We start from the raw sequence: 21,454 nt of genomic DNA on the forward strand, positions 1-21,454 counted from the left end.
TTGCCTATAAAGTACTGATTAAAGTTTTATTTTATTTTTACTATCTTTGGGGGTGTTCTATATGCACTATGCATTTTCACGTATAAGGCTACGTAGCTTTTTTGGATGGATGATTATAGGGGTGTTCCTTATAATGATACCATTAGGTCTAGCAAATGTTTCTGAGAATACGATGGAGGTTATTTCACAAATAACTGTATTTTTTGTATTTCCGTTACTTTGGCTATACGTAAAAACAAATAAAAATAATGTTGTATTTAACAGTTTTTTTGATAAGCCAGGACGTTTATCTTGGGGATTAATTGTATTAGCAACGATAATGGGGATGATTTTTTCAGTTGGCATATCTCAGATTCAATTTTACATATTAGCACATACGTTACCGAATTTCTTAGTTACTATGCTAGAAGACGGAAATGTTATTAATACGAGTAACGTATATATGACGATATTTACTTTCATTTCAGCATGTGTGTTAGCACCTATTATGGAAGAGGTTATTTTTAGGGGATTTTTCTTACAGCGGATGGCTCATAAATGGGGAATTAAAAAAGCTGTAATTATATCTTCAATTATTTTTGGCCTAGGACATTTTGATGTTATTGGTGCGTTCATGTTTGGTGTCGTTATGTGTCTTTTATACATAAAAACAAAAAATATATGGACGAATATAGCTGTGCACGCTCTAAATAATTTGATTGCAACAAGTATGCAATTTTTCGGTGGAGAAGAAAGTGGTACAATCTCAATTACTGAATTACAAGCGCAAAGTAATTTATGGATTGGTATCGGTCTTACAGTTGTTGGATTACTATGGTTAATTCCGTATGTTTGGAAACAATGGCGTACAGTAAAAGAAGTTGGCGTGCCACCAGTACGTTTTATAAATGAGCAAAAAGTAGTGAATTCATCACAAGAAAATGAAGTGTATAGTCAAGTGATCGTAACCGATAGATTGATGGCCATAGAGTTACCAGATGAGGCTGTAAATAAGCTTCGGTTAGAAGAAAATGATTATGTAACAGTAGCTGTAGAAGAAGATAAAATCGTTATAAAGAAAGCACATAATAGATAATTAAAAAGTAGCTCTTAGGAGCTACTTTTTAATTTGTAATAATTTCTACACGAAAATTATTACCGTTCTTTACATATTTAATATCTGTAACAGTGCGGACTGTCTTTAAAATCTCCACTTTTTCACCAATTCGCGGGATGGTCGGAACATTGTCCCAAATACCAAGCAAGTCATCTAATTGTGCCGTTTTTTCATAAAACCAGATTTTCAATGTAAAGCCCCTTTCTCGAACTTTATGTATTTTAATACATAATATATTATTTTTATTCTTATTGTAAGGGGTTTTTTTATATTTTATGAATAAAAATAAATTAATCTTCTGGGAAGATATGTTCAATATCAGGAGTAAGAGATACTTCTGATAATACGATATGAGAAACTGTCGTTGCATATGAAGAAACATCATTGATAAATTCTTCAAGTTCAACGAGTGAAGGAACAGAAATTTTTACAATGTAGCATAAGCTTCCTGTTACTCGGTAACAAAAACTTGCAGATGGATAAGACTGAATAAATTGTTGCATACGTGTTGTATCACCATTCTTTAAGGTGATTTCTAAAATACAATCTAAAACTAGTCCTGCCTTTTTATAATCAATATCAATTGTGTATTTTTGAATAACACCTTCGCTTTCGAGCTTACGAACACGTTCTGAAGTAGACGGAGCAGATAAGTTTACTCGTTTAGCCAATTCACGCATCGAAAGGCGACTATCATTATATAATTCATTTAAAATTTTTCGATCAACACGGTCTAATTGCATTTGTAAATATACCTCCAGTAAAATAATGATTTTTGTAAAGGGAAAATATAAATTAAGATTCATATGAAATGTAAAGTGAACGTTATTTATTTTACAATAAAACAGAAGGAAATAGGAGGGGAAATGATGGAGAGAATTTCATTATCAAATGTAGGAGATACAAAGTTTCAAAAGTTATTAGGGCATAATTCGGATATATTACACTCGTGGAGTAAGTTAGAAGATACACTGTACAATAAAGGAACTCTTTCAGCAGAGTTGAAGGAGCAAGTGAGAAGAACATTAGCGTATGGGAATGAATGTCTGTACTGTATGGCAAAGGGAAGACCAGATGATGTGCAAAAGGCAGAGGAGATTGGTGTAGCCGTTACTTTTGCGCATACATTTGTTCATGACCGAAAAGCAATAGATGATACTATGTTTCACGCATTAAAACAATATTGGACAGAAAAAGAAATTGTAGAGCTTTGCGCCTATGTTTGCTTTATTACTGCGTCACAACAACTTGGTTTTCTATTTCAATTACAGCCAAATTAAGGGGGAAATGATGACAAATCAAATAGCACTTATCATAATCGATGTACAAAAGGCATTTCAATTACCAGATTGGGGCGAGAGAAATAATATTTTTGCTGAAGAAAACATGAGAATTTTGTTAGAAGAATGGAGAAAAAGGAAACGACCAGTTTTTCATATTCAACATGTAAATAAAGAAAATGCTCAGTCAATGTTTTATGAGAGAGCGGAAACGGTAAACTTTAAAGAAGAAGTGCAACCACTACTTGGTGAAGTGGTTATTCAGAAATTCGTTAACAGCGCGTTCATTGGGACAAATTTAGAAGAGCGATTAAGAAAGAACAAATGTAATGCAGTAGTGGTTGTAGGATTAACGACAAATCATTGCGTGGAAACTACGACACGAATGGCAGGGAATTTAGGATTTACAACATATTTAGTGAGTGATGCAACGGCTACTTTTAACCGTAAAGGTTTAGATGGTAAGGAGTATAGTGCAGAGGATATTCACAATATGACACTTGTAAATTTACATGAAGAGTTTGCTACGATTGTGACGACAAAAGAAGTGTTAAAATTATTTTAAGAAAATAATTGCGAATTATGTAGAAAAAAATAAGAATATTTCGTATAATCTAAGTACAATCATTTTGAAAATAGGGGTGGCATCATATGGAGCAAATTTCAGTAAAGAAATTAGAAGAGGTACTTGTTGTAGCAGGGGATGATAAACAGAAGCAAAAGGAATTTTATGAATTGCTCTTATCTACTGAGTTTTATGTTGCTGGTTCACTAGAAGCAGAGGACGGGGCAACAGAAGGAATACTTCGTTTGCGTCATTTCCAAGGAGAAGGTAGATGGATCGTTCCGTTCTTTACACAAATGGAATTTGTAAAAGATGTGTTGCCAGAAGGAACGCCCCTTATTACGATACGTGGGAAAGAGTTATTTGGTAGCATTGAGAAAGATGCTACAGCTGTATTAAATGTTGGCACTGATATAAGTAAAACATTTATTCCAGAAGAAATTGCAGATATCGCATCTGGACGAATTTTTAATTATTATAAGTAAAAGTAAAAGGAAAAGCGTAATCGCTTTTCCTTTTACTTTTTAATTTGAATATGAAGTGGCTATACCAGAAGAAATAGAGACTGTTTTATTATTCGTGTTTATTGTCGCTGTAGCTCCAAGTGGAATACCGATGTTTGGACTTATATGTCCAATTGGTAAATCGAATAGAACAGGTATATGATATGGCGCGAAATATTCATATAATATTGTTTGCAATGATTGAGATGGCTTTGAAGGAGTGCAGTCGTGACAACGTGTGAAAATAACGCCCCTGCATTCATTAAACTTTCCAGATAAAAGTAGCTGATTTAACATACGGTCAATGCGGTACGGTTCTTCACCAATGTCTTCAAGTAATAAAAGTGTATTGTCCGTATTTATCTCGTAGGGCGAGCCAATTATACTTGCTAACACAGCTAAATTTCCTCCAACTAACGTACTTGTAACTGTACTGTGAGAGCTAGGTACGATACATTCTGATGCAGATAAAATGGTTGAATACGGATGAAATAGCTGATTAAAAGAGGATAAAGATAGGGAATCAATACCTTTTCCTAGTTCTTCAATCATCGGACCATGAAATGTTATAAGCTTTGCATAACGTGAAACAGCAGTATGTAAAGCTGTAATATCGCTATATCCCCAGAAGATTTTTGGATTCTGCCTAATAACTTCATATTGAATGTGAGGAAGAAGACGAGCACTTCCATAACCACCTCGTGCACAAAAAATTGCCTTCACTTCATTATTTGTAAATGCTTCATGTATATCGTCAAGCCGAACTTGATCACTTCCGGCTAAAAATCCATATTTCTCGTAAACACTCTTCCCGATTATTACGGATAACCCCATCTCTTGTAATACATTCACACCTTTTAATACATTTTCGATTGTAGGTGGACCAGATGGTGCAATAATCATTACTGTATCACCTTGCTTTAATGCATTTGGATAAATCATTAAGCTCAGCCTCCTTCTCTTTCAATATATTCGCTTCATTTGAGGTCCAACCCTTGCATAAGCAGGGGAAAGCTTATCAAATAAAGAAGATATAAGGGAAATAGGAGGGAAAATGATGTTTACAAGTCGAGTAACAGACATATTAAAAATTGAGTATCCCGTTGTTCAAGCCGGTATGGCAGGCGCGATTACGACGCCAGAACTCGTTGCAGCAGTAAGTAATAGCGGAGGATTAGGGACGCTTGGAGCGGGCTATATGAGCCCAGAACAAATTCGTGAAGCGATTTATAGAATAAGAGAACTAACAGATAAGCCTTTCGGTGTTAATTTACTTGTAACGAAAGAGATACAAATAGAAGAAGAGAAGGTAAATGAGGCGAAAGTATTACTAAGCGGAGTGAATAGAGAATTAGGTATAGAAGTAGAAGGAACGTTAAAGCTTCCAAAAAGCTATAAGGAACAATTACAAGTGCTATTAGATGAAAAAGTACCAGTCGTTAGTTTTGCATTTCAAACGTTAGAAAAAGAAGAAATAAATGATTTAAAAAGAAGTGGAATAAAAGTTATCGGAACAGCTACCCATGTGAAGGAAGCGAAAGTACTTGCCGAGCTAGGAGTAGATATTATTATCGGACAAGGTAGCGAAGCAGGAGGGCATAGAGGAACGTTTATTGGGAAAGAACGAGATGCTATGATTGGTACTTTTGCGTTAGTACCTCAGTTAGTAGAAGCTGTTCCGCATATCCCAATTGTCGCAGCAGGTGGTGTAATGAACGGACAAGGGCTTGTTGCGGCATTGGCACTAGGAGCAGAAGGTGTTCAAATGGGATCGGCCTTTTTAACAAGTGAAGAGAGTATTACGCACGATGTGTATAAAGAAGCGGTTTTACATAGTACAGATACGAGCACAACGGTAACTCGTGCGTTTTCCGGGAAATATGCACGGGGTATCCGGAATGACTTTATAGAGAGACATGAAGGAAAAGAAGAAGGGCTTCCGATGTATCCAGTGCAAAACGTATTAACTTCTAAAATACGCCAAGAGGCAGCGAAGCAAAATAAGGAAGAATATATGTCACTTTGGGCAGGACAGGCAGCATCGTTGGCACGAATCGAATCAGCTCAGCATGTAGTGGAGCGAGTTATGAAAGAAGCGGAGAATGCAATCGAGCAATTACAAAATATATACAAAAAGACCACTTGAGTAATTCAAGCGGTCTTTTCATTAGTTTGCTTTATAAAATTGTTGGATGGCTTCGTCGATGTAAACCCAGCCTTTCCAACCTAAGTGCATATGATCTTTTAAGAAGTATTTATCGTATTCATGATTTGAGAAGTCGGCAATTGGATAACCAGCTTTTTCGATTTGCTCATGAACTTTCTTATAGTATGCTTCGCGGCGTTCTTTCGGGAAGCCAGCGTAGTCGTACCAAGGACCTTTGACAGGAACAGAAATGAAGAGCGGTTTTGCACCAGATTGTTTTAATAAATCAAGTACAATTTGTAAATCTTCATATTCTGGCGATTGGTCATAAGCATCATTTTTTAAGTAACCTTCACGTTGCTTTAATTTTTTCTTAATTTTGCTATTGAAATAATCATCTTCAATACCGTATTCATTAGATCCAGATTCTACTGCACCTGTTTGATCCGCATGTTTACGAGCCTCTTCCCAGTTCATTTGTTTTAATGAAGGATCAAGCTTTTCTTTGTGCGGTTTAATATTAAACATAGCTGTAAATAAATCTTTACGATCTAAAATGTTACGATAAATATAAGCGAAAGGTTTAGCAGCAAGTGCTTTTACTTTATACTTCGTATCATCATAAGCAATGCCTTCAAGCGAAATTTTTAATAAAGTTTCTTTTTTTACAATCTCAAAGTTTAATAAACGCTTTGCAATTTGTTTTTTTATTTCAGGTTTTAAATCATTGTTGAAAATGAAATGGTAACCTTGTTGCTTTGAAAAGTTAGGTGCAAAGTGCGTTTCATCAATACCTTGTGGTACAAACCATTGCGGAGAAAGAACGAATATCATTTTCTTATCTTTCAATTGATCCATTGTAGATGCGAAGTTTAACACATGTACAAGGTCTTGTGTTCCGCCGCGTCCAAGAAGGAATGGTGTGAACCCTTCAGGCTTTACTTTAAAATAATTAGATGGATGGAAAGCATCCATACGTGCGAATTCCGATGAACCGTACATCGGAAGATATTTTGGATTTGCTAACATCTTTTGCTGTAAAATCATACTTTGAATTTTTTCTTCTTTTAAAGAAGTAGCAGCTTGTTCTACTTTTTCATCACTTAAAAGTGGAAGTAGGAAGCGCGTTGGAATAAGTAAGAATACAGCAAAAAGGGCCAATGCTAAAAGCATCGGACCAAATTTTGCTTTGTTCATCGGATTTCTTCCAACTTTTTAATAACCATGTTTGGTGTAGCCCACTCGTCACGGTCAAAATCAGAAATAGAAACTTCAATATCTAAACGCTCTTGGAATTCAACTAATAAAGATACTACAGCGAAAGAATCAAGAATACCTTCTTCAAATAATTGAACATCTAAGTTTTCTTTCACAATATCGTTTTCACATACTTCTTCTAAAATATCTAATACTTGCTCTTTGAATTCTGCCATTTTTAAAATCTCCTTTATATCCGAAATATATTATATGTGCAACTTCTTAATGGAATAAGAAGGGTGCATTAAAAGTATCTGTTAAGGTGTCCAGAGAAAATTAGGAAACCGAAACATACAACGTGGAACGTAATTACAATCGCAAGGACGTGTGTAAATTTATTGTTTGGCCAAAACTTATGCTTTTTGTTTTTTCGTTCGAAAATATCAAATAAAATAAACAGTGCGGCATGATATAGACCATAAATAACATACTGCGCAACAGCGCTTCCTTGGATGTGCCAAATTCCCATAATGAAGAAGTTTAAAAATGCACCGATATACGAAATTGTGTAACGGTTTTTAATTAACTTTTTCTTCGTTGCAAAAAAGACGAAACGCATGTAAATAAAATCACGGAACCAGAATGATAAACTCATGTGCCAGCGGTTCCAGAAGTCTTTAATATTACGACTAAGGAATGGCTTATTAAAGTTTTCTGGCGTTTTAATTCCCATCATATAACTGATACCAATTACGAACGCACTATAACCTGCAAAGTCAAAGAATAATTGCATGCTAGTAGCGTACATAAAAATCACATTAGATAAAAGTGTATCTTGATTGGCGAATACAGCCTTTACAAGATATGTTGTTATCAAGTGCGCGATTATAAATTTATACAGGAAACCTTGGAAAATACGGTTAAACCCTGTATATAGTAACTTTTGATATTCCTCAGCACTAGGCGGCTTTTGAATATCTTTTTGGAATCTACGGTAACGATCGATAGGTCCACTTGAAATCGCAGGGAAGAATAAAACGAATTCCCAGAAATTAAAGAAGGAAAGTTCTTTAATTAAATTATCACGAACTTCAAAGACCATTTGTACAGCTCTAAATGTTACATAAGACATACCTGCGAAAACAATAAAATGCAATTCAGGTACAAATGGTGCGACTTTTGCCAAAATAAGTGGCAAAATCGATAAAATAACAGCTACACAAAACATGAATGTACTATTATTTTGTTTTCTTAAAATTAAATAGCCTTTAATAAGGGCATATTGCCAAATAATAAATGCGGCTAACATAATCGCTTGCTTCGGTTTATCCGAGAAGATAATAGCAATCATGACTAATGTTAAAACGGCATTATATTTACGCAACATTTTACCTTTTAATCCAGCTATGATAGTAGGTATTAATAAAATGCCCACTATAGCGAAAAAATAAAATGATCCATATGCGGTCATGCTGTAACCTCACTCAATAATTTTTTGCGATCTACCTTTCCATTTGGTGTCATTGGAATAGAAGATTGATACATGAATTTACGTGGAATCATGTAGTTTGGTAATCGCTCATTGAGTTCTTTTTTGATTGCAGATGTTAATTTGAATTCTTTTTCAAACGAATGTTCTCCAGGAACAACAACCGCTAATAAATAATCGTATTTCTCACCTTTTTTAATTGGAACGATAACTGCACCTTCTACGTAAGAACACGCACGAAGGTGATGCTCAATTTCTTCTAATTCCATTCGATAACCATGCAGCTTAATTTGGAAATCAAGACGACCATTATAGAATAGAAGACCATTTTCAACATAGCCAGCATCGCCTGTTTTATAGGCGCGCTCACCGTCAATCATAGTAAATGCTTTTTCTGTTAATTCAGGGCTGCCTAAATATCCAACGCTTACGCTTGGACCGACAATTACGATTTCGCCTTTTTCACCATCAGGTGCAATCGTACCATCTTCTTTCATAATAAGAAGGCGACAGTCTGATTTACAGTAGCCAACTGGAAGTGATTTGTATTGATCAAGCACTTCTTCTGTCACGTGAATACCTGTTACAGCGACAGTAGCTTCTGTTGGACCATACGTATTCATAATTGTTGCATTTGGGAAACGCTCAATTAATTTTCTAGCTACTTCATTTGGTAACACTTCACCGCAGAATAAGAATGTTTTCATGTTTGGTAGCATATTCTCAGAGAAAGATGCTTCCATTAAACACATCTCTGCGAAAGAAGGTGTGGAAGTCCATACTTGTATATCCGATTGCTCTAAAGAAGCAAACAAGTCTTTTGGACGCGCAATCATATCTTTATCGATTGCCCAAAGCGTACCACCTGTTACTAATGATGGGTAAATATCCATAACAGATAAATCGAATGAGAAAGGTGCTTGGTTTAAGAATACTTGCCCTGTTTGTAAGTTGAAATCTTCTACAGCCCATTTTGTAAAGCTAACAAGGCAGTTATAAGTAATCTGAACCCCTTTCGGATTACCTGTGCTTCCTGATGTGTAAATAATGTAGAAGTTCTCATCACCTTTTACCGCATGTTCAGGATTTGGAGTGTTCCCTTTATGAGTAAAGAAAATATCTTTTAAGTTGTCTTCACTTACGATGCGAACTGGCAAATCAGTTACAGTTACTTCTGCTGCCGATAAAAGCAATTTCGCACCAGAATTTTCAGCGATACGTTGTACACGATCAGCTGGGATAGATAAATCTACAGGAATGTAAGCATGTCCAGCTTTTACACATCCTAAAAAGTTAATAATCATTTCAGGTTGCATATGGCCATACACCATAATTGGTGAACGATCGTCTGGATACTCAGAAGAAATCCAATGTGCTAACGCATCAGAATCTTCCTTTAATTGTTTGTACGTAATTTTCGCATCTCGCCAAACAAAAGCGGTTTGATCAGGCGTTTCTGCAGCCCACTTTTCAATTTGTTCTAATAACTTCATAACGTTCCCACCCTAGAATTCATTGTAAATAAATGTACTTGTGTTTGTATCATGGAATCCATACAACCAAAGTAATGCAAATAAAATTGCAAGGTAATAAACCGTCTTTGCAACCCATTGTGTGAGTGGTCGAGACCATATCTCTTTTAATCTTTCCATGTCTTTCCCTCTCTTAATGAAATAATAGCTCTTTGTAGGTATCATGTCCTACATTATTGTGAAAAAAACAAAATCCCACATTTTAGGTAAAAATAAGTCAAAAGGCTCTTTTCTGATATTAGCACTAAATACTAAAAAAGAAAATCCCTAACTTAGCAATTATATTACATTCAGCATGAATTTGTAATGGGTTTGACATGTAAATAGAAAGTGGATTGTGTGAATACATAAAAGTGGACTATAAGAATACGTAAAAATGCAGTATTTGTTTTTATTAATCATTTAAGACGGAGTAAAATTTAAAATTTCTAGTTCTTTTGAAAAGGAGGAAATTATCATGAATAGAGTGTGGAAGAGTCTAATTTCGGAAGAAAATATCGTGAAATGGAGAAGGCATTTTCATAAGTATCCGGAATTATCATTTCATGAAAAAGAAACTTCGCAATTTATATATGATACACTATGCTCATTTTCTTCTTTTGAAGTAACGAGACCGACGAAGTATAGTGTACTAGCAATTAAAAGGGGTGTGAAGCAAGGGAAAGTAATTGCGATTCGAGCTGATATAGATGCTTTGCCAATTCAAGAGGAGACAAGTAAATCTTATACATCTGTGAAAAAAGGAATGATGCATGCATGTGGGCACGATGCTCACGCAGCTATTTTATTAAGCACTGCAGAGGTGCTTAATAATATGAAGGAAGAGTTTGTAGGAGAAATTCGTCTATTCTTTCAGCATGCAGAAGAAGTATACCCTGGTGGTGGACAAGAAATGGTTGAGGCTGGTGTTATGGACGGTGTTGATTATGTAATAGGTTTACATGTTATGTCTGGCTTGGAAAGTGGGAATGTAGGAATTGTATATGGACCGATGATGGCAGCACCAGACGTATTTACAGTTGAGATCCAAGGCAAAGGAGGGCATGCGGCGCGGCCAGAAGAAACGATTGATCCTATCGCTATCGGAGCGCAGATTATTACAAATCTACAACATATCGTATCTAGAAATACAAGTGCTTTCATGCAAAGAGTCCTTTCAGTTACGCAGTTTCATGGGGGAGTGGCTGACAATATTATTCCTAGTACAGCAACTTTAATGGGAACTGTTCGTTCATTTAATCAAGCATTGAGGGTGGAAGCAGAAGGGAAAATCGAAAAAATTGTGAAAGGAATTACAGAAGCACATGGAGGATCGTATACATATACGTATCGATATGGATATGATCCGGTTATTAATGATGAATATATTACGAAAATAGTAGAAGAAAGTGCACTACATTTGTTTGGGAATGAGCGTGTTGTGAAGCTTGAACCTTCTATGGGTGGGGAAGATTTTTCAGCATATTTAAGAAAAGCACCCGGTTGTTTCATTAAATTAGGAACAGGTAATGAAAATATATATACTTGTTATCCACATCATCATCCGAAATTTGACGTGGATGAATCAGCATTAATTTGTGGAGTGGAGCTATTCTTAGAGACTACTATAAGATTACTAAAATCATAGAAAAACAAAAAAAGGCAACTGCGCTCTATCGCAGTTGCTTTTATTTCTTTCCGTCAGAGAGGGCTGAGAAAGAACTATGCTCATTTATAGTATATGAATAGCTAACGGACAAGCTTGTACATTTTAATCATTTTTTTAAAAATAGTTATTGACATTGATAATCAATGTCAATTAATCTAAATATAGTTCAAATTGATAATTATTATCAATAGGATGGATGCGACATGTTAATGAGAAAAAAATTTCACCTTCTACGGAGGGGATTAAAAGATAAAAATAAAGATGTTAATCAGCATATGGAATGGCAACGAAATGTAATTCGGTCTGAATATGTAGATGAGAAGAAGAGCATTCAAACAGAAAAAGAGATACAAAGTAAAGGGAGAGGTTCAGTTGAGTAAGTTAGTAATGATTTTTGCAAGTATGAGTGGAAATACAGAGGAAATGGCTGACCATATTGCCGGCGTAATTCGTGAAACAGAAAATGAAATTGAAGTTATTGATATTATGGATTCACCAGAAGCTTCTATATTGGAACAGTATGATGGAATTATTTTAGGTGCATACACATGGGGAGATGGTGATCTTCCTGATGATTTCTTAGATTTTTATGATGCAATGGATTCTATTGATTTAACTGGGAAAAAAGCGGCAGTATTCGGATCATGTGATTCGGCTTATCCGAAATACGGAGTGGCGGTTGATATTTTAATAGAAAAGCTACAAGAGCGCGGAGCAGCAGTTGTGTTAGAAGGACTAAAAGTAGAATTAACGCCAGAAGATGAAGATGTAGAAAAATGTTTACAGTTTGGAGCTGAATTTGTAAAACACCTTTCTTAATGGCAGAAGGGAGCTGAAGAGCAAGTGCATGAGAAAATCTCAATCAAAACGATGACAGATTATCATTTGTATGATTTTATGCGGTGTCCGCATAAATTTTATTTTCGTCATATAAAAAGAAGAGAACCTTCTTCATTTGAATGGCAACAAATAGCGCAAATGATTGTGAATCAAATTATTAACGAGTATTACACGCTACCTGCGGGTCAACAAACGAAAATTGTACTTTTAATATTAATAGAAAAGTATTGGAAAAAAGTAAGGATTAATATGTTTGCTTCGAAGACGGAGTACTATATTGTATTAGCGAAGCTAACGGATCACTTATTACAGTTTGTTGAAAGGGATGATAGTCAGACACCACCGTTGTTTTTATACGAGAAGTTTCAAACATATATGGAAGAGTTAGGTGTCCACATGTCATTGACATTTGAAGTTGGTGAGTGGAATGCTGAGTCGTTTGTAATTAAAAAGTATGTTGTCGATGCGGATGAGGAAATGCTTGCTCTTTGTCAGAAGCTAATGACAGTATTCAGTTATAAAGCTTTCGGCGTTCTTCCAGGAAAAATTGAAGTTATTAATTTAATAGAAGGAACTAAGTATGAGTACATTCCGAAACAGGAAGATATTATAACTGGAATGGCTGATTTATCTAGAATGAAAGAAATGTTACAGCAACCTGAGCACTATACAGAGCGTCATTTTCGTTCTGAGTGTATAAGTTGTGCGTTTCGTAGTGAATGCCAAGGGGAAGAAGTAAAGAAAGAAGCGAAACAGAAGAAAAATATAGTTCATTAAAGGATGCAACTTTGCATCCTTTTTTGTTATTGACATGAAAAGCTTTTCATCATTTACGGTATATTTGTAGCAGATTTTAATAAAGTGAAACTTTAATCAGTGGGGGTCAATCGGGCTACCCGCAAATAGCGGGATAAAGGGAGGAATAATCAATGAAAGATGAAACGAAAGTATTTCAATGGTTAAAAGAACAAAATGCTCCTTTTGAAATTCAACTGCAAATTTTACAGGCATTTCAATTGTATAAAGTTATTGTTGAAATGGATAAAAAGTTAATGATGTATGAGGAGAGAGTATATAGGGAGAGAATGTAATCTCATCCCTGTAATATCGTTTTTAGTTGTTCTGTACTTGTAATGAATTCGAGTTCATTCTCTGATTCAAAGTTATAAATAATATTATGTAGTAAAGGACTATATTGATAAAAGGTAGTAATGCGGTGAATGAGTAATGGATCATGATGAGAAATAAGTGTACTGTACTGTTCATATACAGATGTAGTAAACTCATGTCCGAAATCATAATATAGTCCTGCAAAATCAAAAGCAGGATCGCCAATTTGCGCATCACCAAAATCGATAACACCTGAAATGCGTTTGTTCTGCTTGTTAAATAAAATGTGATGATGTGTAAAATCAGCGTGAATGATTGTATTTTGAAATTTAGATGTAGCTAGACAGGCAAAGAAATTCTCGAATAAACGATTTAAGGCTGATTTCTGGAACGAAGTAAGATTGTTAGTAACATACTGATTTAATTTAGTTTGTAGCTCTTTCCAGTAGGTAAGTGTTTTTTCAATAGGGAATCCTAACGCTGTAACACTTTTTAGAGGAATACTATGTAGAGCAGCAAGGAAAGTTGCTAATTGTGTAATAAGTGCTTTTCGTTCTTGTTTTTCTAGTGTAGTAACTATTTCTGTTTTTAAAGGTTTACCATGAATGAGAGTATAGTAACTACAAAGCGGAATAGCATCAGTCTCCTTTTTATAGAATAGGTGATACTTTGGAACTTTAATTTCATGTAGTGAACAAGAGAGAAGTGTGCATAGTTCTTTTTCTAACGGAATTCGCATTGCATATTCCTGTTTTCGCGGGAAACGAAACAGTAGCTCATCATTTACTATAATTGCTACATTATCCCAACCTTCTTCATTTTGTTTATATGAATGTATAGAAAGATTAGGCAAAGCTTCTTTTATATAATGTTTGTAAGAGTCCATAATTGTTCCTCGTTTCTGAGTTAAGTTATTCTACTTTATGATATCAGAATTTTCTTTCTATATGTTAAAATATAGCTATCATTATGAAGAAGGGCGGGAGTATTACGAAAAAAAGACTGTTAATCATTTCTCTATGTATCGCTTTTGTATTGTTTTGGTCATATAAAGAGGAGGTTTTTGCTACCTTTAAACCGATTGATCAGTACGAGTTAAATAAGGAATTAAAGAACAAAAGTATAGAAAATTTAACTCATAATGAAATGAAAAAGGTAGGAGAGCATTTTGTGACCGAGCAACTATCCGTGTTTGAGTTTAATAATAAAGAAGATGTGAAACGAAAAGGTGAAGAACTATTTTTAAATAGAGGGTATGAACCATTAATAGAAAATTATTATCCCAATCGTTTTCAAGATTTAGAGTATAAATTTACAAGCGAGGAGATACGTGAAGAGACAGATGAGAGTTTTCTCTATCAAGCTGTAGCGTACGTTGCGGGTACTGAAAATGGTAAGAGAAGCGAAATGAAATTGAATTATGAAGTGAAAATTGTAAAGGTTAATAATATATTTATGGTGCTAGAACAAAAGCAGCGCGTACAATAAAGGAAATTCATTGCTCAATAGATCATTTTGGGGTGTACTACTTAATGCGGAATAAAAAGGCCCTCAAGGAATCAAGGACCTTTAAAGATTTTCATTTTGTTGACCAAGTTCTTTTTGAGCAATATATAAATTTCCTTGCTCCACTTGTTTAAGTGTATGAATAGAATCGCCTGCATATCCTTTTTGTGTTTTAACAGTTCTTTTGGAACGATTGGAATTTTGTTTCTTCATATAATAGGCCACCTTTCATCAAAAATAAACGAAAATGATAAGTATGAGTAATACAGCTGCGAAAATGGTAATGCCCATTAAAAACGAAGTGTTTTTATATTTAGGTGGCTTATGTACATCTTGCCGATATCCAGGTGAAATTTCAGGGGCAAATTCTTCATCGAATGATTGCTTTTTTTCTTTGTCGTCCATATGTACCCACCTTTCTTTTTCATTATATTATACGTTACAAGAAAAAATATGCATAAAGAAAACAGCCGCTTTATTATTAGCGGCTGTTTTGTGTTGTATATTTTCGTTGTACTTGAAAGAGACGGATAAGGAGGAAGGCAGCGCCAAATGCTAGACCGATAATAAGACCGATCCAATAACCTTTTGCGGCCCATTCTGTATATGTTGCTAATATGTAACCTAGTGGTAGACCTATTATCCAATAAGCAATTAAAGTCATAATTAGAGCAACATTTACATCTTTATACCCACGCAGAGCTCCTTGTACAGGGGTTGCAATTGCATCTGAAATTTGAAATAAAATCGCAAAGATAAGAAATTCTTTTGCTAAATGATGAACTTTTGCATCTGTCGTATAAATAGAAGCAATTTGATTATCAAAGAAGTAGAGAAGAATTGAATATAATAAAGCAAAGGCAAGGGCTAATCCAATTCCAATCAGTCCGTATTGTTTTGCATTATCGTAACGTTTTGCTCCAACTTCGAATCCGACTGCAATAGTCATTGCCATTGCTAAACTTAGCGGAGTCATATATAACAAGGAAGCAAAGTTCATAGCTGCTTGGTGAGCTGCAATAGTTGTCGTACTAAAATTACTCATCATGAGCGTTACCGCAGCGAAAATACTCGTTTCAAAAAAGATAGCAAATCCGATAGGAACGCCAAGCTTTAAGAATGTTGTCCAACTCGAAAGAGAAGGGCGATATAATTGTTTGAAAATGTTGAAAGAGGCAAAAGGCTCTTTCGTCTGAATAATAATGACTGTAATAATTAAAATGCACCAATATGTTGCAGTGGAAGCAATTGCTGCTCCGACACCACCAAGCTTTGGGAAACCGAAGTTACCAAAAATTAATAGGTAATTTAATATTACGTTAATTGGTAATGATAGTAATGTAATAATCATCGTTGTGCGAGTTTTTCCTAATGCATCAATAAATCCACGTAAAACAGTGTAAGTGAATAAAGGTATAATTCCTATTGCGATAATACTTAAAAATTGAGCTGCAATTCGTTCCACAGGTTCTTCTAAGCGCATGCCGTTTAAAATAGGTGAAACGACGAAGAAACCGATGAGGATAACAACGAAGCTAGCACAAATTGCTAAATAAACTGCTTGTATGACAACGTGGGGAACGTCCTTTTTTTTCTTGGATCCGACGAGTTGTGCAACAATGGGAGTAGTAGCCATTAAAATTCCTGTTAATCCCGTACTAACTGGAAGCCATATACTTGTTCCAATTGCAACACCTGCTAAATCAGTTGGACTTGCATGTCCTGACATTGTTGTATCAAAAAAACTCATCGCAAATAATGACATTTGCGTTACGAAAATCGGAAAAAATAGTAATACAAATTGCTTTAACTTTTGTGAAAATGAAGTAGTTTCTTTCATAAAATCCCCTTTCCATATAAAAAACAAACTCTTACTATCATACAATTTAATCAAAGATTAGAAAAGAAATACGCGCCTACAACATATGAAACCAATAAAAAAAGGATGCACTTTGAAAAGGGATAAGGTATTATGATAAGGTGTGAAAAAATTACATATTATTTGTTATTAAGGAGGCACTACTTGTGGCTGATTGGTTAATTGGTTTAATCATGGGTGCTGTTGAAGGGTTAACAGAGTTTCTACCAGTATCATCAACAGGACATATGATTTTAACAGGACATTTAATTGGATTTGACGATGAGAGAGCGAAAGTTTTTGAAGTTGTTATCCAATTGGGATCGATTTTAGCAGTTGTTGTTATATTTTGGAAGCGTCTATGGTCGTTAGTTGGAATAGGTAAAGTAACAGACGGACCATCGTTAAATTTATTACATATTATTATCGGGATGATTCCTGCCGGGATACTTGGCGTATTATTCCATAGCACTATTAAAGAGGTTTTATTTGGTCCAGGACCAGTTGTTATTAGCTTAGTAGCCGGTGGTATTTTAATGATTGTTGCTGAGAAGTTTTCAAAACCAAGTACAGCAAGAACGTTAGATGAAATCACATATAAACAGGCATTTACAATTGGAATGTTTCAATGTTTAGCTCTTTGGCCAGGATTCTCTCGTTCTGGTTCTACAATCAGTGGTGGTTTATTAGCTCGCGTGTCGCATACAGCGGCAGCTGAATATACGTTCATTTTAGCGGTACCGATGATGGTAGCTGCAAGTGGATTAGATTTAATTAAAAGCTGGGATGTATTAAGCTCAGCAGATATAACGCTATTTGTAACAGGATTTGTAACTGCATTCGTTGTTGCGATGCTTGCAATTGTTTCATTCTTGAAATTATTATCTCGTGTGAAACTAACACCGTTCGCTTATTATCGTTTCATTTTAGCTGCGGTATTCTATTTCTTCATTATGTAATAAAAAAACCTGCCGAGCTCGGCAGGTTTTTTATTTTACTATTTTTTCCACCATATTTTCCATTACATGCTCCCAAAGAGAAGTATCATCAGCTAATGTAGCACGGAAATTAGCATACATTTCTTTTTGTTTTTCTTCGAATGTTGGATCTTCTTTTTCAGGTAATGTAGCGCGCATTGAAGTTACTAATTCTTGTACTTTTGGAGCGCGTGGTCCAAAGACGGCTTGTTCATTTCCATCTTTATCAATGAAAATAAAGATTGGAATCGCACGTGCTGTTCCATTTGTTAAATATTGATCCATTAATTCTAAGTTTTCGTCGCGAATTAATAAACTCATTTCAATATTTGCAACTTCAGAAATTCGTTTCATAACAGGTACGCATAAAAGAGCATCGCCACACCAATCAGCAGTTAATACGATAACACGCCAGCCGTCATTTTGACGTTCTTCTAATACAGGAAGTAATTCATTTGGAATTAAAAAGTTATTGTAAATGTGTAGTAGCTCGTATTGGTTTACTTGCATTTCATTCACATATGTATCAAAGGACATACCTTTATCAGCCCATTGTTGTAAGTTCATAATTAACACCTCTTTAGTAAGATTTGCTTTCATTGTACCAATTTTTATATAGAAAAGCTTGTATTCTTACTCTTTCTCGTCACTTAATAATTTATTTAAGAGGAAAAAGAATAGTACGACACATAATTCAGCTATGTTGGACATTTGTACGCTTTCTATCCAATCATCAGCAGTATGAATGACGAACCAATCTAGTGTAATTTCAATGAATGAGAAAAGAGTAATAGAAATCCAATTTGGCATGTTTTGTGTTAGTGGATATAGCAGCGCTTTGAAGAAACTGAAGATGAAAAATGTAATACTGTCTAAGAAAGTGATTAATAAAAAAAAGAGAAGTAACGCAGTACGTGAACTATACTCTATACCTGTAATTTGAAAGATTCCTACATATACAAAAAATATAAATGCAAAAATTATAATGAGAAAAAGAGCGATAATACTAATGATAATCGTTTTATCTTTTAGGCTGAGATTTGAGAATTTCTCCTCCTCATGCATTAAAATACCCCCTTTTTCTGGAAGTTAACTTCATTTTATCATGAAATACATATTAAAAAACTACGAATTATGGGAAAATAAGGTGACAAAAAGTAAGATTTCATGTAAAATTATTAATAAGGTTTTTATTTAACTAAATGAAATAAAAGGAGCTGTCAAAGTTGTCTCAAAATCGAGAGCAATTAATGGAAGAACTATCGACAAATGTGTTTGCTATGTTTCGCACATTGCGTAATGATATCGGAAAAATATTCGGTGGTTACATACCGTGGAATGAATTCATCGTCCTGAGAATATTAAATCGTACGAATAAAGAAATGGTATCGCGTGTAGCAAATGAATTAAATGTGTCGAATAGTCATATTACAGCTGTTACAGAAAAATTAATTAATAAAGGTTTTGTAACTCGTTCACGTTCTACATCAGATCGCCGAGTTGTGTATTTAGAGATTACAGAACAAGGGAAAGATTTAGTTGCGAAAATGGAAGATGCGAAAAAACAATATTTACAAGAAAGATTCTCTACACTTTCAGAAGATGAAATGAATGTAATGATTTCGATTTCCAAAAAACTTATTTAAGTGATTATAAACAAGAAAACGCTTACGTGATGAAAGAGAAGATCTTCCTTATATATGGAAGGTCTTCTTTCGTGTGTAATAGATGTTAAAAAATAAAATGTGTATGAAAAAAGATAGAGCGCCATACTACTAATACAAGGAAGGGAGGGAGAAATATGACGAATCGTAACGGTAGTAAAGGGAGCGGTAATCAAGGATCACCAAAGTCCGGCCAGTTTAATCAGGAATTTAGCACTGAATTTGAAACTGGTAATGATAATAAAGGGAAAGAATATCGTTCTAAAAAAGGGAGTAAATCAAAAAAGGAGTGAATATATTCACTCCTTTTTTGATTTACGATGCTGCCGATTGATCAGTATTATATTTTTCTTCTGATTTTGCGACAATCATTGCGCAAATTGCATCCCCAGAAATGTTTACAGCTGTTCTAGACATATCTAGAATACGGTCAATACCGATAATTAAAGCGATACCTTCTACTGGTAGATTTACTTGATTTAAAACCATTGTAAGCATTACAAGTCCAACACCTGGTACACCAGCAGTACCGATACTAGCTAGTACAGCAGTTAATACGACCATAGCTAATTGCGGTAATGTAAGTTCAACTCCGTATACTTGAGCGATAAATACAGTTGCCACCCCTTGCATAATGGCAGTACCATCCATATTAATAGTTGCCCCTAGTGGTTGTACAAATGAGCTTATCGCTTTTGGAACGCCAAGCTTATCTTGTGCTGTTTTCATTGCAAATGGAAGCGATGCATTAGAGCTAGATGTACTAAATCCAATTGCCATTACTGGTCCGAAATGTTTAAAGAAACGAACAATACTTTCTTTTGCTAATACCTTTAATAAGCCACCATATACAAAGACCCCGTGAATAATGAGTACTAACATAACGACAATCATATACTTGAACATCGCAGCGACGCCTGCAAGCCCCATTTTACCAACGGATGAAGCGAGCAAACCGAATGTTCCAATTGGAGCTAATTTCATAACGAGATTAACGAGATACATCATTAATTCGTTGCCCTGTTCAAGTAATGAATGGATACCTTGAACTCGTTTTCCTAAAATAGCTATACCGAGTCCAATCAATACGGCAAAGGCAATGATTTGTAACATGTTTCCGTCAGCCATCGCTTTTGCTGGGTTATCTGGTACGATATTTAGCAATGTGTCGACGAAAGATGTTTCAGTTTTTGCACCTTCATACTTAAGACCTTCTGTTTTAAAATTACCGCCAGCTCCTGGTTTTATAATAAGTGCAAATGTAACCGCTATAGAGATGGCAACCGCAGTTGTTACGAGAAAGAATGAAATTGATTTTAAACCGATTCTTCCAAGTTGTTTCGGATCTCCAAGGCCGGCAGCACCAAGTACGATAGAAATGAATACAACAGGAACAACTAGCATTTTAATAAGTCGAATAAACAATTGACCAATTGGGTTGAACACATATTGATTTAGTGGCTCAAAGATAGATGGAGCGGCTAAATTTAGAGTGAGTCCAACAACTAGACCTAGAAATAATGCGATTAAGATTGCTTTTGTTTGTTTCAATAAAATCCCCCTTTTGTTTTTGCGAAATTCCTTCCTAAAGTAATTATACCGAAAAAATACCTAATTTGACAATATTTTCTGAATTTTTAGGTTTTTATTTAAGTACAGATAGATTGATTTTGTGTTTGGAAAATAAAAGAGACCATCACATAGGATGGTCAAGGGAAGGGGACAATTTATGTCAATTTAATTAGGGATGGAAGTTGCTTTAAGACACTGGGGAATGTCTTATAAATTAGGGAGGAACAACTTCGATACATATACTATAAAAGATAGGTGTGACTCTCATGTGAACATCGAGTGAAAGAGAGAGGGAGTTTTAAATAAAAGATAGAAAGACAAAAAAATAAGACCATCATTTATAAGATGGTCAAGGAAGGGGACAATTTATGTCAATTTAATTAGGGATGGAAGCTGTTCAAAGACACTGGGGAATGTCTTATAAATTAGGGAGGAACAACTTCGATACATATACTATAAAAGGTAGATGTG

Annotated in this window: 29 protein-coding genes; 14 read left to right on the forward strand and 15 right to left on the reverse strand. The window is 34.9% G+C overall.

From position 1 onward, the window contains the following. Nucleotides 1–61 precede the first annotated feature (61 nt). Entirely contained in the window at nt 62–1,075 is a 1,014-nt protein-coding gene (locus MHH27_RS07270) for a CPBP family intramembrane glutamic endopeptidase (protein ID WP_000558812.1), read from the forward strand. A gap of 28 nt (nt 1,076–1,103) precedes the next feature. On the opposite strand, the gene MHH27_RS07275 is transcribed toward MHH27_RS07270, so the two are convergent. Both MHH27_RS07275 and MHH27_RS07280 read right to left on the reverse strand, forming a co-directional pair. Next, nucleotides 1,104–1,286, reverse strand: coding sequence for a DUF3913 family protein (locus MHH27_RS07275; protein ID WP_000707107.1), 183 nt, complete (start codon nt 1,284–1,286; stop codon nt 1,104–1,106). A 100-nt stretch (nt 1,287–1,386) separates the two neighbouring features. After that, nucleotides 1,387–1,839 carry an Lrp/AsnC family transcriptional regulator gene (locus MHH27_RS07280; RefSeq protein WP_001175505.1) on the reverse strand — a complete coding sequence of 151 codons (453 nt, stop codon included), beginning with the start codon at nt 1,837–1,839 and terminating at the stop codon, nt 1,387–1,389. 123 nt (nt 1,840–1,962) lie between these two features. On the opposite strand from MHH27_RS07280, the gene MHH27_RS07285 reads away from it, so the two are divergent. The 3 genes from MHH27_RS07285 to MHH27_RS07295 all read left to right on the forward strand — a co-directional run bounded on the left by MHH27_RS07285 (nt 1,963) and on the right by MHH27_RS07295 (nt 3,426). Then, nucleotides 1,963–2,376: a carboxymuconolactone decarboxylase family protein gene (locus MHH27_RS07285; protein ID WP_072939645.1), complete on the forward strand. Its 414-nt coding sequence runs from the start codon at nt 1,963–1,965 to the stop codon at nt 2,374–2,376. Between the two features lie 10 nt (nt 2,377–2,386). Continuing rightward, on the forward strand, nt 2,387–2,941 hold the full coding sequence (locus MHH27_RS07290) for a cysteine hydrolase family protein (RefSeq protein ID WP_000184438.1): 555 nt from the start codon (nt 2,387–2,389) through the stop codon (nt 2,939–2,941). 86 nt (nt 2,942–3,027) lie between these two features. Beyond that, nucleotides 3,028–3,426 (forward strand): SseB family protein, encoded by a 399-nt coding sequence (locus MHH27_RS07295; protein WP_000435265.1) that lies wholly within the window; start codon nt 3,028–3,030, stop codon nt 3,424–3,426. Nucleotides 3,427–3,465: 39 nt separating this feature from the next. On the opposite strand, the gene MHH27_RS07300 is transcribed toward MHH27_RS07295, so the two are convergent. Next, nucleotides 3,466–4,386 carry a S66 peptidase family protein gene (locus MHH27_RS07300; RefSeq protein WP_340942080.1) on the reverse strand — a complete coding sequence of 307 codons (921 nt, stop codon included), beginning with the start codon at nt 4,384–4,386 and terminating at the stop codon, nt 3,466–3,468. A gap of 115 nt (nt 4,387–4,501) precedes the next feature. Here MHH27_RS07300 and MHH27_RS07305 point away from each other — a divergent pair, with 115 nt between their 5' ends. Next, a complete protein-coding gene (locus tag MHH27_RS07305; RefSeq protein WP_090975900.1) occupies nt 4,502–5,590 on the forward strand; it encodes an NAD(P)H-dependent flavin oxidoreductase in 1,089 nt (362 codons plus the stop codon). A gap of 21 nt (nt 5,591–5,611) precedes the next feature. On the opposite strand, the gene dltD is transcribed toward MHH27_RS07305, so the two are convergent. From dltD to MHH27_RS07330, 5 genes are all read right to left on the reverse strand, one after another. After that, nucleotides 5,612–6,787 carry a D-alanyl-lipoteichoic acid biosynthesis protein DltD gene (gene dltD, locus MHH27_RS07310; RefSeq protein ID WP_340942082.1) on the reverse strand — a complete coding sequence of 392 codons (1,176 nt, stop codon included), beginning with the start codon at nt 6,785–6,787 and terminating at the stop codon, nt 5,612–5,614. Beyond that, nucleotides 6,784–7,023: a D-alanine--poly(phosphoribitol) ligase subunit DltC gene (gene dltC, locus MHH27_RS07315; RefSeq protein ID WP_000807310.1), complete on the reverse strand. Its 240-nt coding sequence runs from the start codon at nt 7,021–7,023 to the stop codon at nt 6,784–6,786. The genes dltD and dltC overlap by 4 nt, the downstream gene beginning before the upstream one ends. A 68-nt stretch (nt 7,024–7,091) precedes the next feature. Then, nucleotides 7,092–8,258, reverse strand: a complete 1,167-nt coding sequence (dltB, locus tag MHH27_RS07320) for a D-alanyl-lipoteichoic acid biosynthesis protein DltB (protein ID WP_053564929.1) — start codon at nt 8,256–8,258, stop codon at nt 7,092–7,094. Further along, the gene (gene dltA / locus MHH27_RS07325; protein ID WP_090975904.1) at nt 8,255–9,769 is read right to left on the reverse strand and encodes a D-alanine--poly(phosphoribitol) ligase subunit DltA; all 1,515 of its coding nucleotides are present in this window, start codon (nt 9,767–9,769) and stop codon (nt 8,255–8,257) included. The genes dltB and dltA overlap by 4 nt, the downstream gene beginning before the upstream one ends. A gap of 12 nt (nt 9,770–9,781) precedes the next feature. Continuing rightward, nucleotides 9,782–9,928, reverse strand: a complete 147-nt coding sequence (locus MHH27_RS07330) for a teichoic acid D-Ala incorporation-associated protein DltX (RefSeq protein WP_000440293.1) — start codon at nt 9,926–9,928, stop codon at nt 9,782–9,784. A 337-nt stretch (nt 9,929–10,265) separates the two neighbouring features. On the opposite strand from MHH27_RS07330, the gene MHH27_RS07335 reads away from it, so the two are divergent. The 5 genes from MHH27_RS07335 to MHH27_RS07355 all read left to right on the forward strand — a co-directional run bounded on the left by MHH27_RS07335 (nt 10,266) and on the right by MHH27_RS07355 (nt 13,387). After that, nucleotides 10,266–11,435 carry an amidohydrolase gene (locus MHH27_RS07335; protein WP_090975907.1) on the forward strand — a complete coding sequence of 390 codons (1,170 nt, stop codon included), beginning with the start codon at nt 10,266–10,268 and terminating at the stop codon, nt 11,433–11,435. A gap of 224 nt (nt 11,436–11,659) precedes the next feature. Further along, the gene (locus MHH27_RS07340; protein WP_090975909.1) at nt 11,660–11,836 is read left to right on the forward strand and encodes a hypothetical protein; all 177 of its coding nucleotides are present in this window, start codon (nt 11,660–11,662) and stop codon (nt 11,834–11,836) included. After that, nucleotides 11,829–12,275, forward strand: a complete 447-nt coding sequence (locus tag MHH27_RS07345) for a flavodoxin (RefSeq protein WP_000041153.1) — start codon at nt 11,829–11,831, stop codon at nt 12,273–12,275. Before MHH27_RS07340 ends, MHH27_RS07345 begins: the two co-directional genes overlap by 8 nt. Before the next feature lie 24 nt (nt 12,276–12,299). After that, nucleotides 12,300–13,073, forward strand: a complete 774-nt coding sequence (locus MHH27_RS07350) for a hypothetical protein (protein ID WP_000544579.1) — start codon at nt 12,300–12,302, stop codon at nt 13,071–13,073. Between the two features lie 152 nt (nt 13,074–13,225). Beyond that, nucleotides 13,226–13,387: a hypothetical protein gene (locus tag MHH27_RS07355; RefSeq protein WP_000651086.1), complete on the forward strand. Its 162-nt coding sequence runs from the start codon at nt 13,226–13,228 to the stop codon at nt 13,385–13,387. Between the two features lie 2 nt (nt 13,388–13,389). On the opposite strand, the gene MHH27_RS07360 is transcribed toward MHH27_RS07355, so the two are convergent. After that, nucleotides 13,390–14,292, reverse strand: coding sequence for an aminoglycoside phosphotransferase family protein (locus MHH27_RS07360; RefSeq protein ID WP_098125912.1), 903 nt, complete (start codon nt 14,290–14,292; stop codon nt 13,390–13,392). An 83-nt stretch (nt 14,293–14,375) separates the two neighbouring features. Here MHH27_RS07360 and MHH27_RS07365 point away from each other — a divergent pair, with 83 nt between their 5' ends. Then, the gene (locus MHH27_RS07365) at nt 14,376–14,894 is read left to right on the forward strand and encodes a biotin transporter BioY (protein WP_340942088.1); all 519 of its coding nucleotides are present in this window, start codon (nt 14,376–14,378) and stop codon (nt 14,892–14,894) included. Nucleotides 14,895–14,975: 81 nt separating this feature from the next. Here MHH27_RS07365 and MHH27_RS07370 read toward each other — a convergent pair whose 3' ends face one another. The 3 genes from MHH27_RS07370 to MHH27_RS07380 form a co-directional block, all read right to left on the reverse strand. Beyond that, nucleotides 14,976–15,125 carry a hypothetical protein gene (locus tag MHH27_RS07370; RefSeq protein ID WP_183041428.1) on the reverse strand — a complete coding sequence of 50 codons (150 nt, stop codon included), beginning with the start codon at nt 15,123–15,125 and terminating at the stop codon, nt 14,976–14,978. An 18-nt stretch (nt 15,126–15,143) separates the two neighbouring features. Beyond that, on the reverse strand, nt 15,144–15,317 hold the full coding sequence (locus tag MHH27_RS07375) for a hypothetical protein (RefSeq protein WP_000341062.1): 174 nt from the start codon (nt 15,315–15,317) through the stop codon (nt 15,144–15,146). Nucleotides 15,318–15,393: 76 nt separating this feature from the next. Beyond that, nucleotides 15,394–16,752: an MATE family efflux transporter gene (locus tag MHH27_RS07380; RefSeq protein ID WP_029441800.1), complete on the reverse strand. Its 1,359-nt coding sequence runs from the start codon at nt 16,750–16,752 to the stop codon at nt 15,394–15,396. A 185-nt stretch (nt 16,753–16,937) separates the two neighbouring features. On the opposite strand from MHH27_RS07380, the gene uppP reads away from it, so the two are divergent. After that, nucleotides 16,938–17,729, forward strand: a complete 792-nt coding sequence (uppP, locus tag MHH27_RS07385) for a bacitracin resistance undecaprenyl-diphosphatase (protein ID WP_000796253.1) — start codon at nt 16,938–16,940, stop codon at nt 17,727–17,729. Nucleotides 17,730–17,759: 30 nt separating this feature from the next. Here uppP and MHH27_RS07390 read toward each other — a convergent pair whose 3' ends face one another. Then, on the reverse strand, nt 17,760–18,347 hold the full coding sequence (locus tag MHH27_RS07390; RefSeq protein WP_002040836.1) for a thioredoxin family protein: 588 nt from the start codon (nt 18,345–18,347) through the stop codon (nt 17,760–17,762). Nucleotides 18,348–18,380: 33 nt separating this feature from the next. Beyond that, nucleotides 18,381–18,812, reverse strand: a complete 432-nt coding sequence (locus tag MHH27_RS07395) for a YrvL family regulatory protein (protein ID WP_000544072.1) — start codon at nt 18,810–18,812, stop codon at nt 18,381–18,383. A 161-nt stretch (nt 18,813–18,973) separates the two neighbouring features. Here MHH27_RS07395 and MHH27_RS07400 point away from each other — a divergent pair, with 161 nt between their 5' ends. Both MHH27_RS07400 and MHH27_RS07405 read left to right on the forward strand, forming a co-directional pair. Next, on the forward strand, nt 18,974–19,393 hold the full coding sequence (locus MHH27_RS07400) for a MarR family winged helix-turn-helix transcriptional regulator (protein WP_000081434.1): 420 nt from the start codon (nt 18,974–18,976) through the stop codon (nt 19,391–19,393). 155 nt (nt 19,394–19,548) lie between these two features. Then, nucleotides 19,549–19,704 carry a hypothetical protein gene (locus MHH27_RS07405; protein ID WP_000184928.1) on the forward strand — a complete coding sequence of 52 codons (156 nt, stop codon included), beginning with the start codon at nt 19,549–19,551 and terminating at the stop codon, nt 19,702–19,704. A 22-nt stretch (nt 19,705–19,726) separates the two neighbouring features. Here the strand turns inward: MHH27_RS07405 and MHH27_RS07410 are convergent, their stop codons facing one another. Then, complete coding sequence (locus MHH27_RS07410; protein WP_000814809.1) at nt 19,727–20,962, reverse strand: dicarboxylate/amino acid:cation symporter; 1,236 nt, start codon at nt 20,960–20,962, stop codon at nt 19,727–19,729. Between the last annotated feature and the right edge of the window lie 492 nt (nt 20,963–21,454).

It is taken from the genome of Bacillus sp. FSL L8-0152, from assembly GCF_038006365.1.
GTDB classification, from domain to species: domain Bacteria; phylum Bacillota; class Bacilli; order Bacillales; family Bacillaceae_G; genus Bacillus_A; species Bacillus_A cereus.

Excerpts from the sequence above, each read along its gene's own strand:
- MHH27_RS07270 (WP_000558812.1), top strand. The coding sequence starts at position 62 with ATGCACTATGCATTTTCACGTATAAGGCTACGTAGCTTTTTTGGATGG.
- MHH27_RS07280 (WP_001175505.1), bottom strand. The coding sequence starts at position 1,839 with ATGCAATTAGACCGTGTTGATCGAAAAATTTTAAATGAATTATATAAT.
- MHH27_RS07285 (WP_072939645.1), top strand. The coding sequence starts at position 1,963 with ATGATGGAGAGAATTTCATTATCAAATGTAGGAGATACAAAGTTTCAA.
- MHH27_RS07290 (WP_000184438.1), top strand. The coding sequence starts at position 2,387 with ATGACAAATCAAATAGCACTTATCATAATCGATGTACAAAAGGCATTT.
- MHH27_RS07295 (WP_000435265.1), top strand. The coding sequence starts at position 3,028 with ATGGAGCAAATTTCAGTAAAGAAATTAGAAGAGGTACTTGTTGTAGCA.
- MHH27_RS07300 (WP_340942080.1), bottom strand. The coding sequence starts at position 4,386 with ATGATTTATCCAAATGCATTAAAGCAAGGTGATACAGTAATGATTATT.
- MHH27_RS07305 (WP_090975900.1), top strand. The coding sequence starts at position 4,502 with ATGTTTACAAGTCGAGTAACAGACATATTAAAAATTGAGTATCCCGTT.
- dltD (WP_340942082.1), bottom strand. The coding sequence starts at position 6,787 with ATGAACAAAGCAAAATTTGGTCCGATGCTTTTAGCATTGGCCCTTTTT.
- dltC (WP_000807310.1), bottom strand. The coding sequence starts at position 7,023 with ATGGCAGAATTCAAAGAGCAAGTATTAGATATTTTAGAAGAAGTATGT.
- dltB (WP_053564929.1), bottom strand. The coding sequence starts at position 8,258 with ATGACCGCATATGGATCATTTTATTTTTTCGCTATAGTGGGCATTTTA.
- dltA (WP_090975904.1), bottom strand. The coding sequence starts at position 9,769 with ATGAAGTTATTAGAACAAATTGAAAAGTGGGCTGCAGAAACGCCTGAT.
- MHH27_RS07330 (WP_000440293.1), bottom strand. The coding sequence starts at position 9,928 with ATGGAAAGATTAAAAGAGATATGGTCTCGACCACTCACACAATGGGTT.
- MHH27_RS07335 (WP_090975907.1), top strand. The coding sequence starts at position 10,266 with ATGAATAGAGTGTGGAAGAGTCTAATTTCGGAAGAAAATATCGTGAAA.
- MHH27_RS07340 (WP_090975909.1), top strand. The coding sequence starts at position 11,660 with ATGTTAATGAGAAAAAAATTTCACCTTCTACGGAGGGGATTAAAAGAT.
- MHH27_RS07355 (WP_000651086.1), top strand. The coding sequence starts at position 13,226 with ATGAAAGATGAAACGAAAGTATTTCAATGGTTAAAAGAACAAAATGCT.
- MHH27_RS07360 (WP_098125912.1), bottom strand. The coding sequence starts at position 14,292 with ATGGACTCTTACAAACATTATATAAAAGAAGCTTTGCCTAATCTTTCT.
- MHH27_RS07365 (WP_340942088.1), top strand. The coding sequence starts at position 14,376 with ATGAAGAAGGGCGGGAGTATTACGAAAAAAAGACTGTTAATCATTTCT.
- MHH27_RS07370 (WP_183041428.1), bottom strand. The coding sequence starts at position 15,125 with ATGAAGAAACAAAATTCCAATCGTTCCAAAAGAACTGTTAAAACACAA.
- MHH27_RS07375 (WP_000341062.1), bottom strand. The coding sequence starts at position 15,317 with ATGGACGACAAAGAAAAAAAGCAATCATTCGATGAAGAATTTGCCCCT.
- MHH27_RS07380 (WP_029441800.1), bottom strand. The coding sequence starts at position 16,752 with ATGAAAGAAACTACTTCATTTTCACAAAAGTTAAAGCAATTTGTATTA.
- MHH27_RS07390 (WP_002040836.1), bottom strand. The coding sequence starts at position 18,347 with ATGAAAGCAAATCTTACTAAAGAGGTGTTAATTATGAACTTACAACAA.
- MHH27_RS07395 (WP_000544072.1), bottom strand. The coding sequence starts at position 18,812 with ATGCATGAGGAGGAGAAATTCTCAAATCTCAGCCTAAAAGATAAAACG.
- MHH27_RS07405 (WP_000184928.1), top strand. The coding sequence starts at position 19,549 with ATGACGAATCGTAACGGTAGTAAAGGGAGCGGTAATCAAGGATCACCA.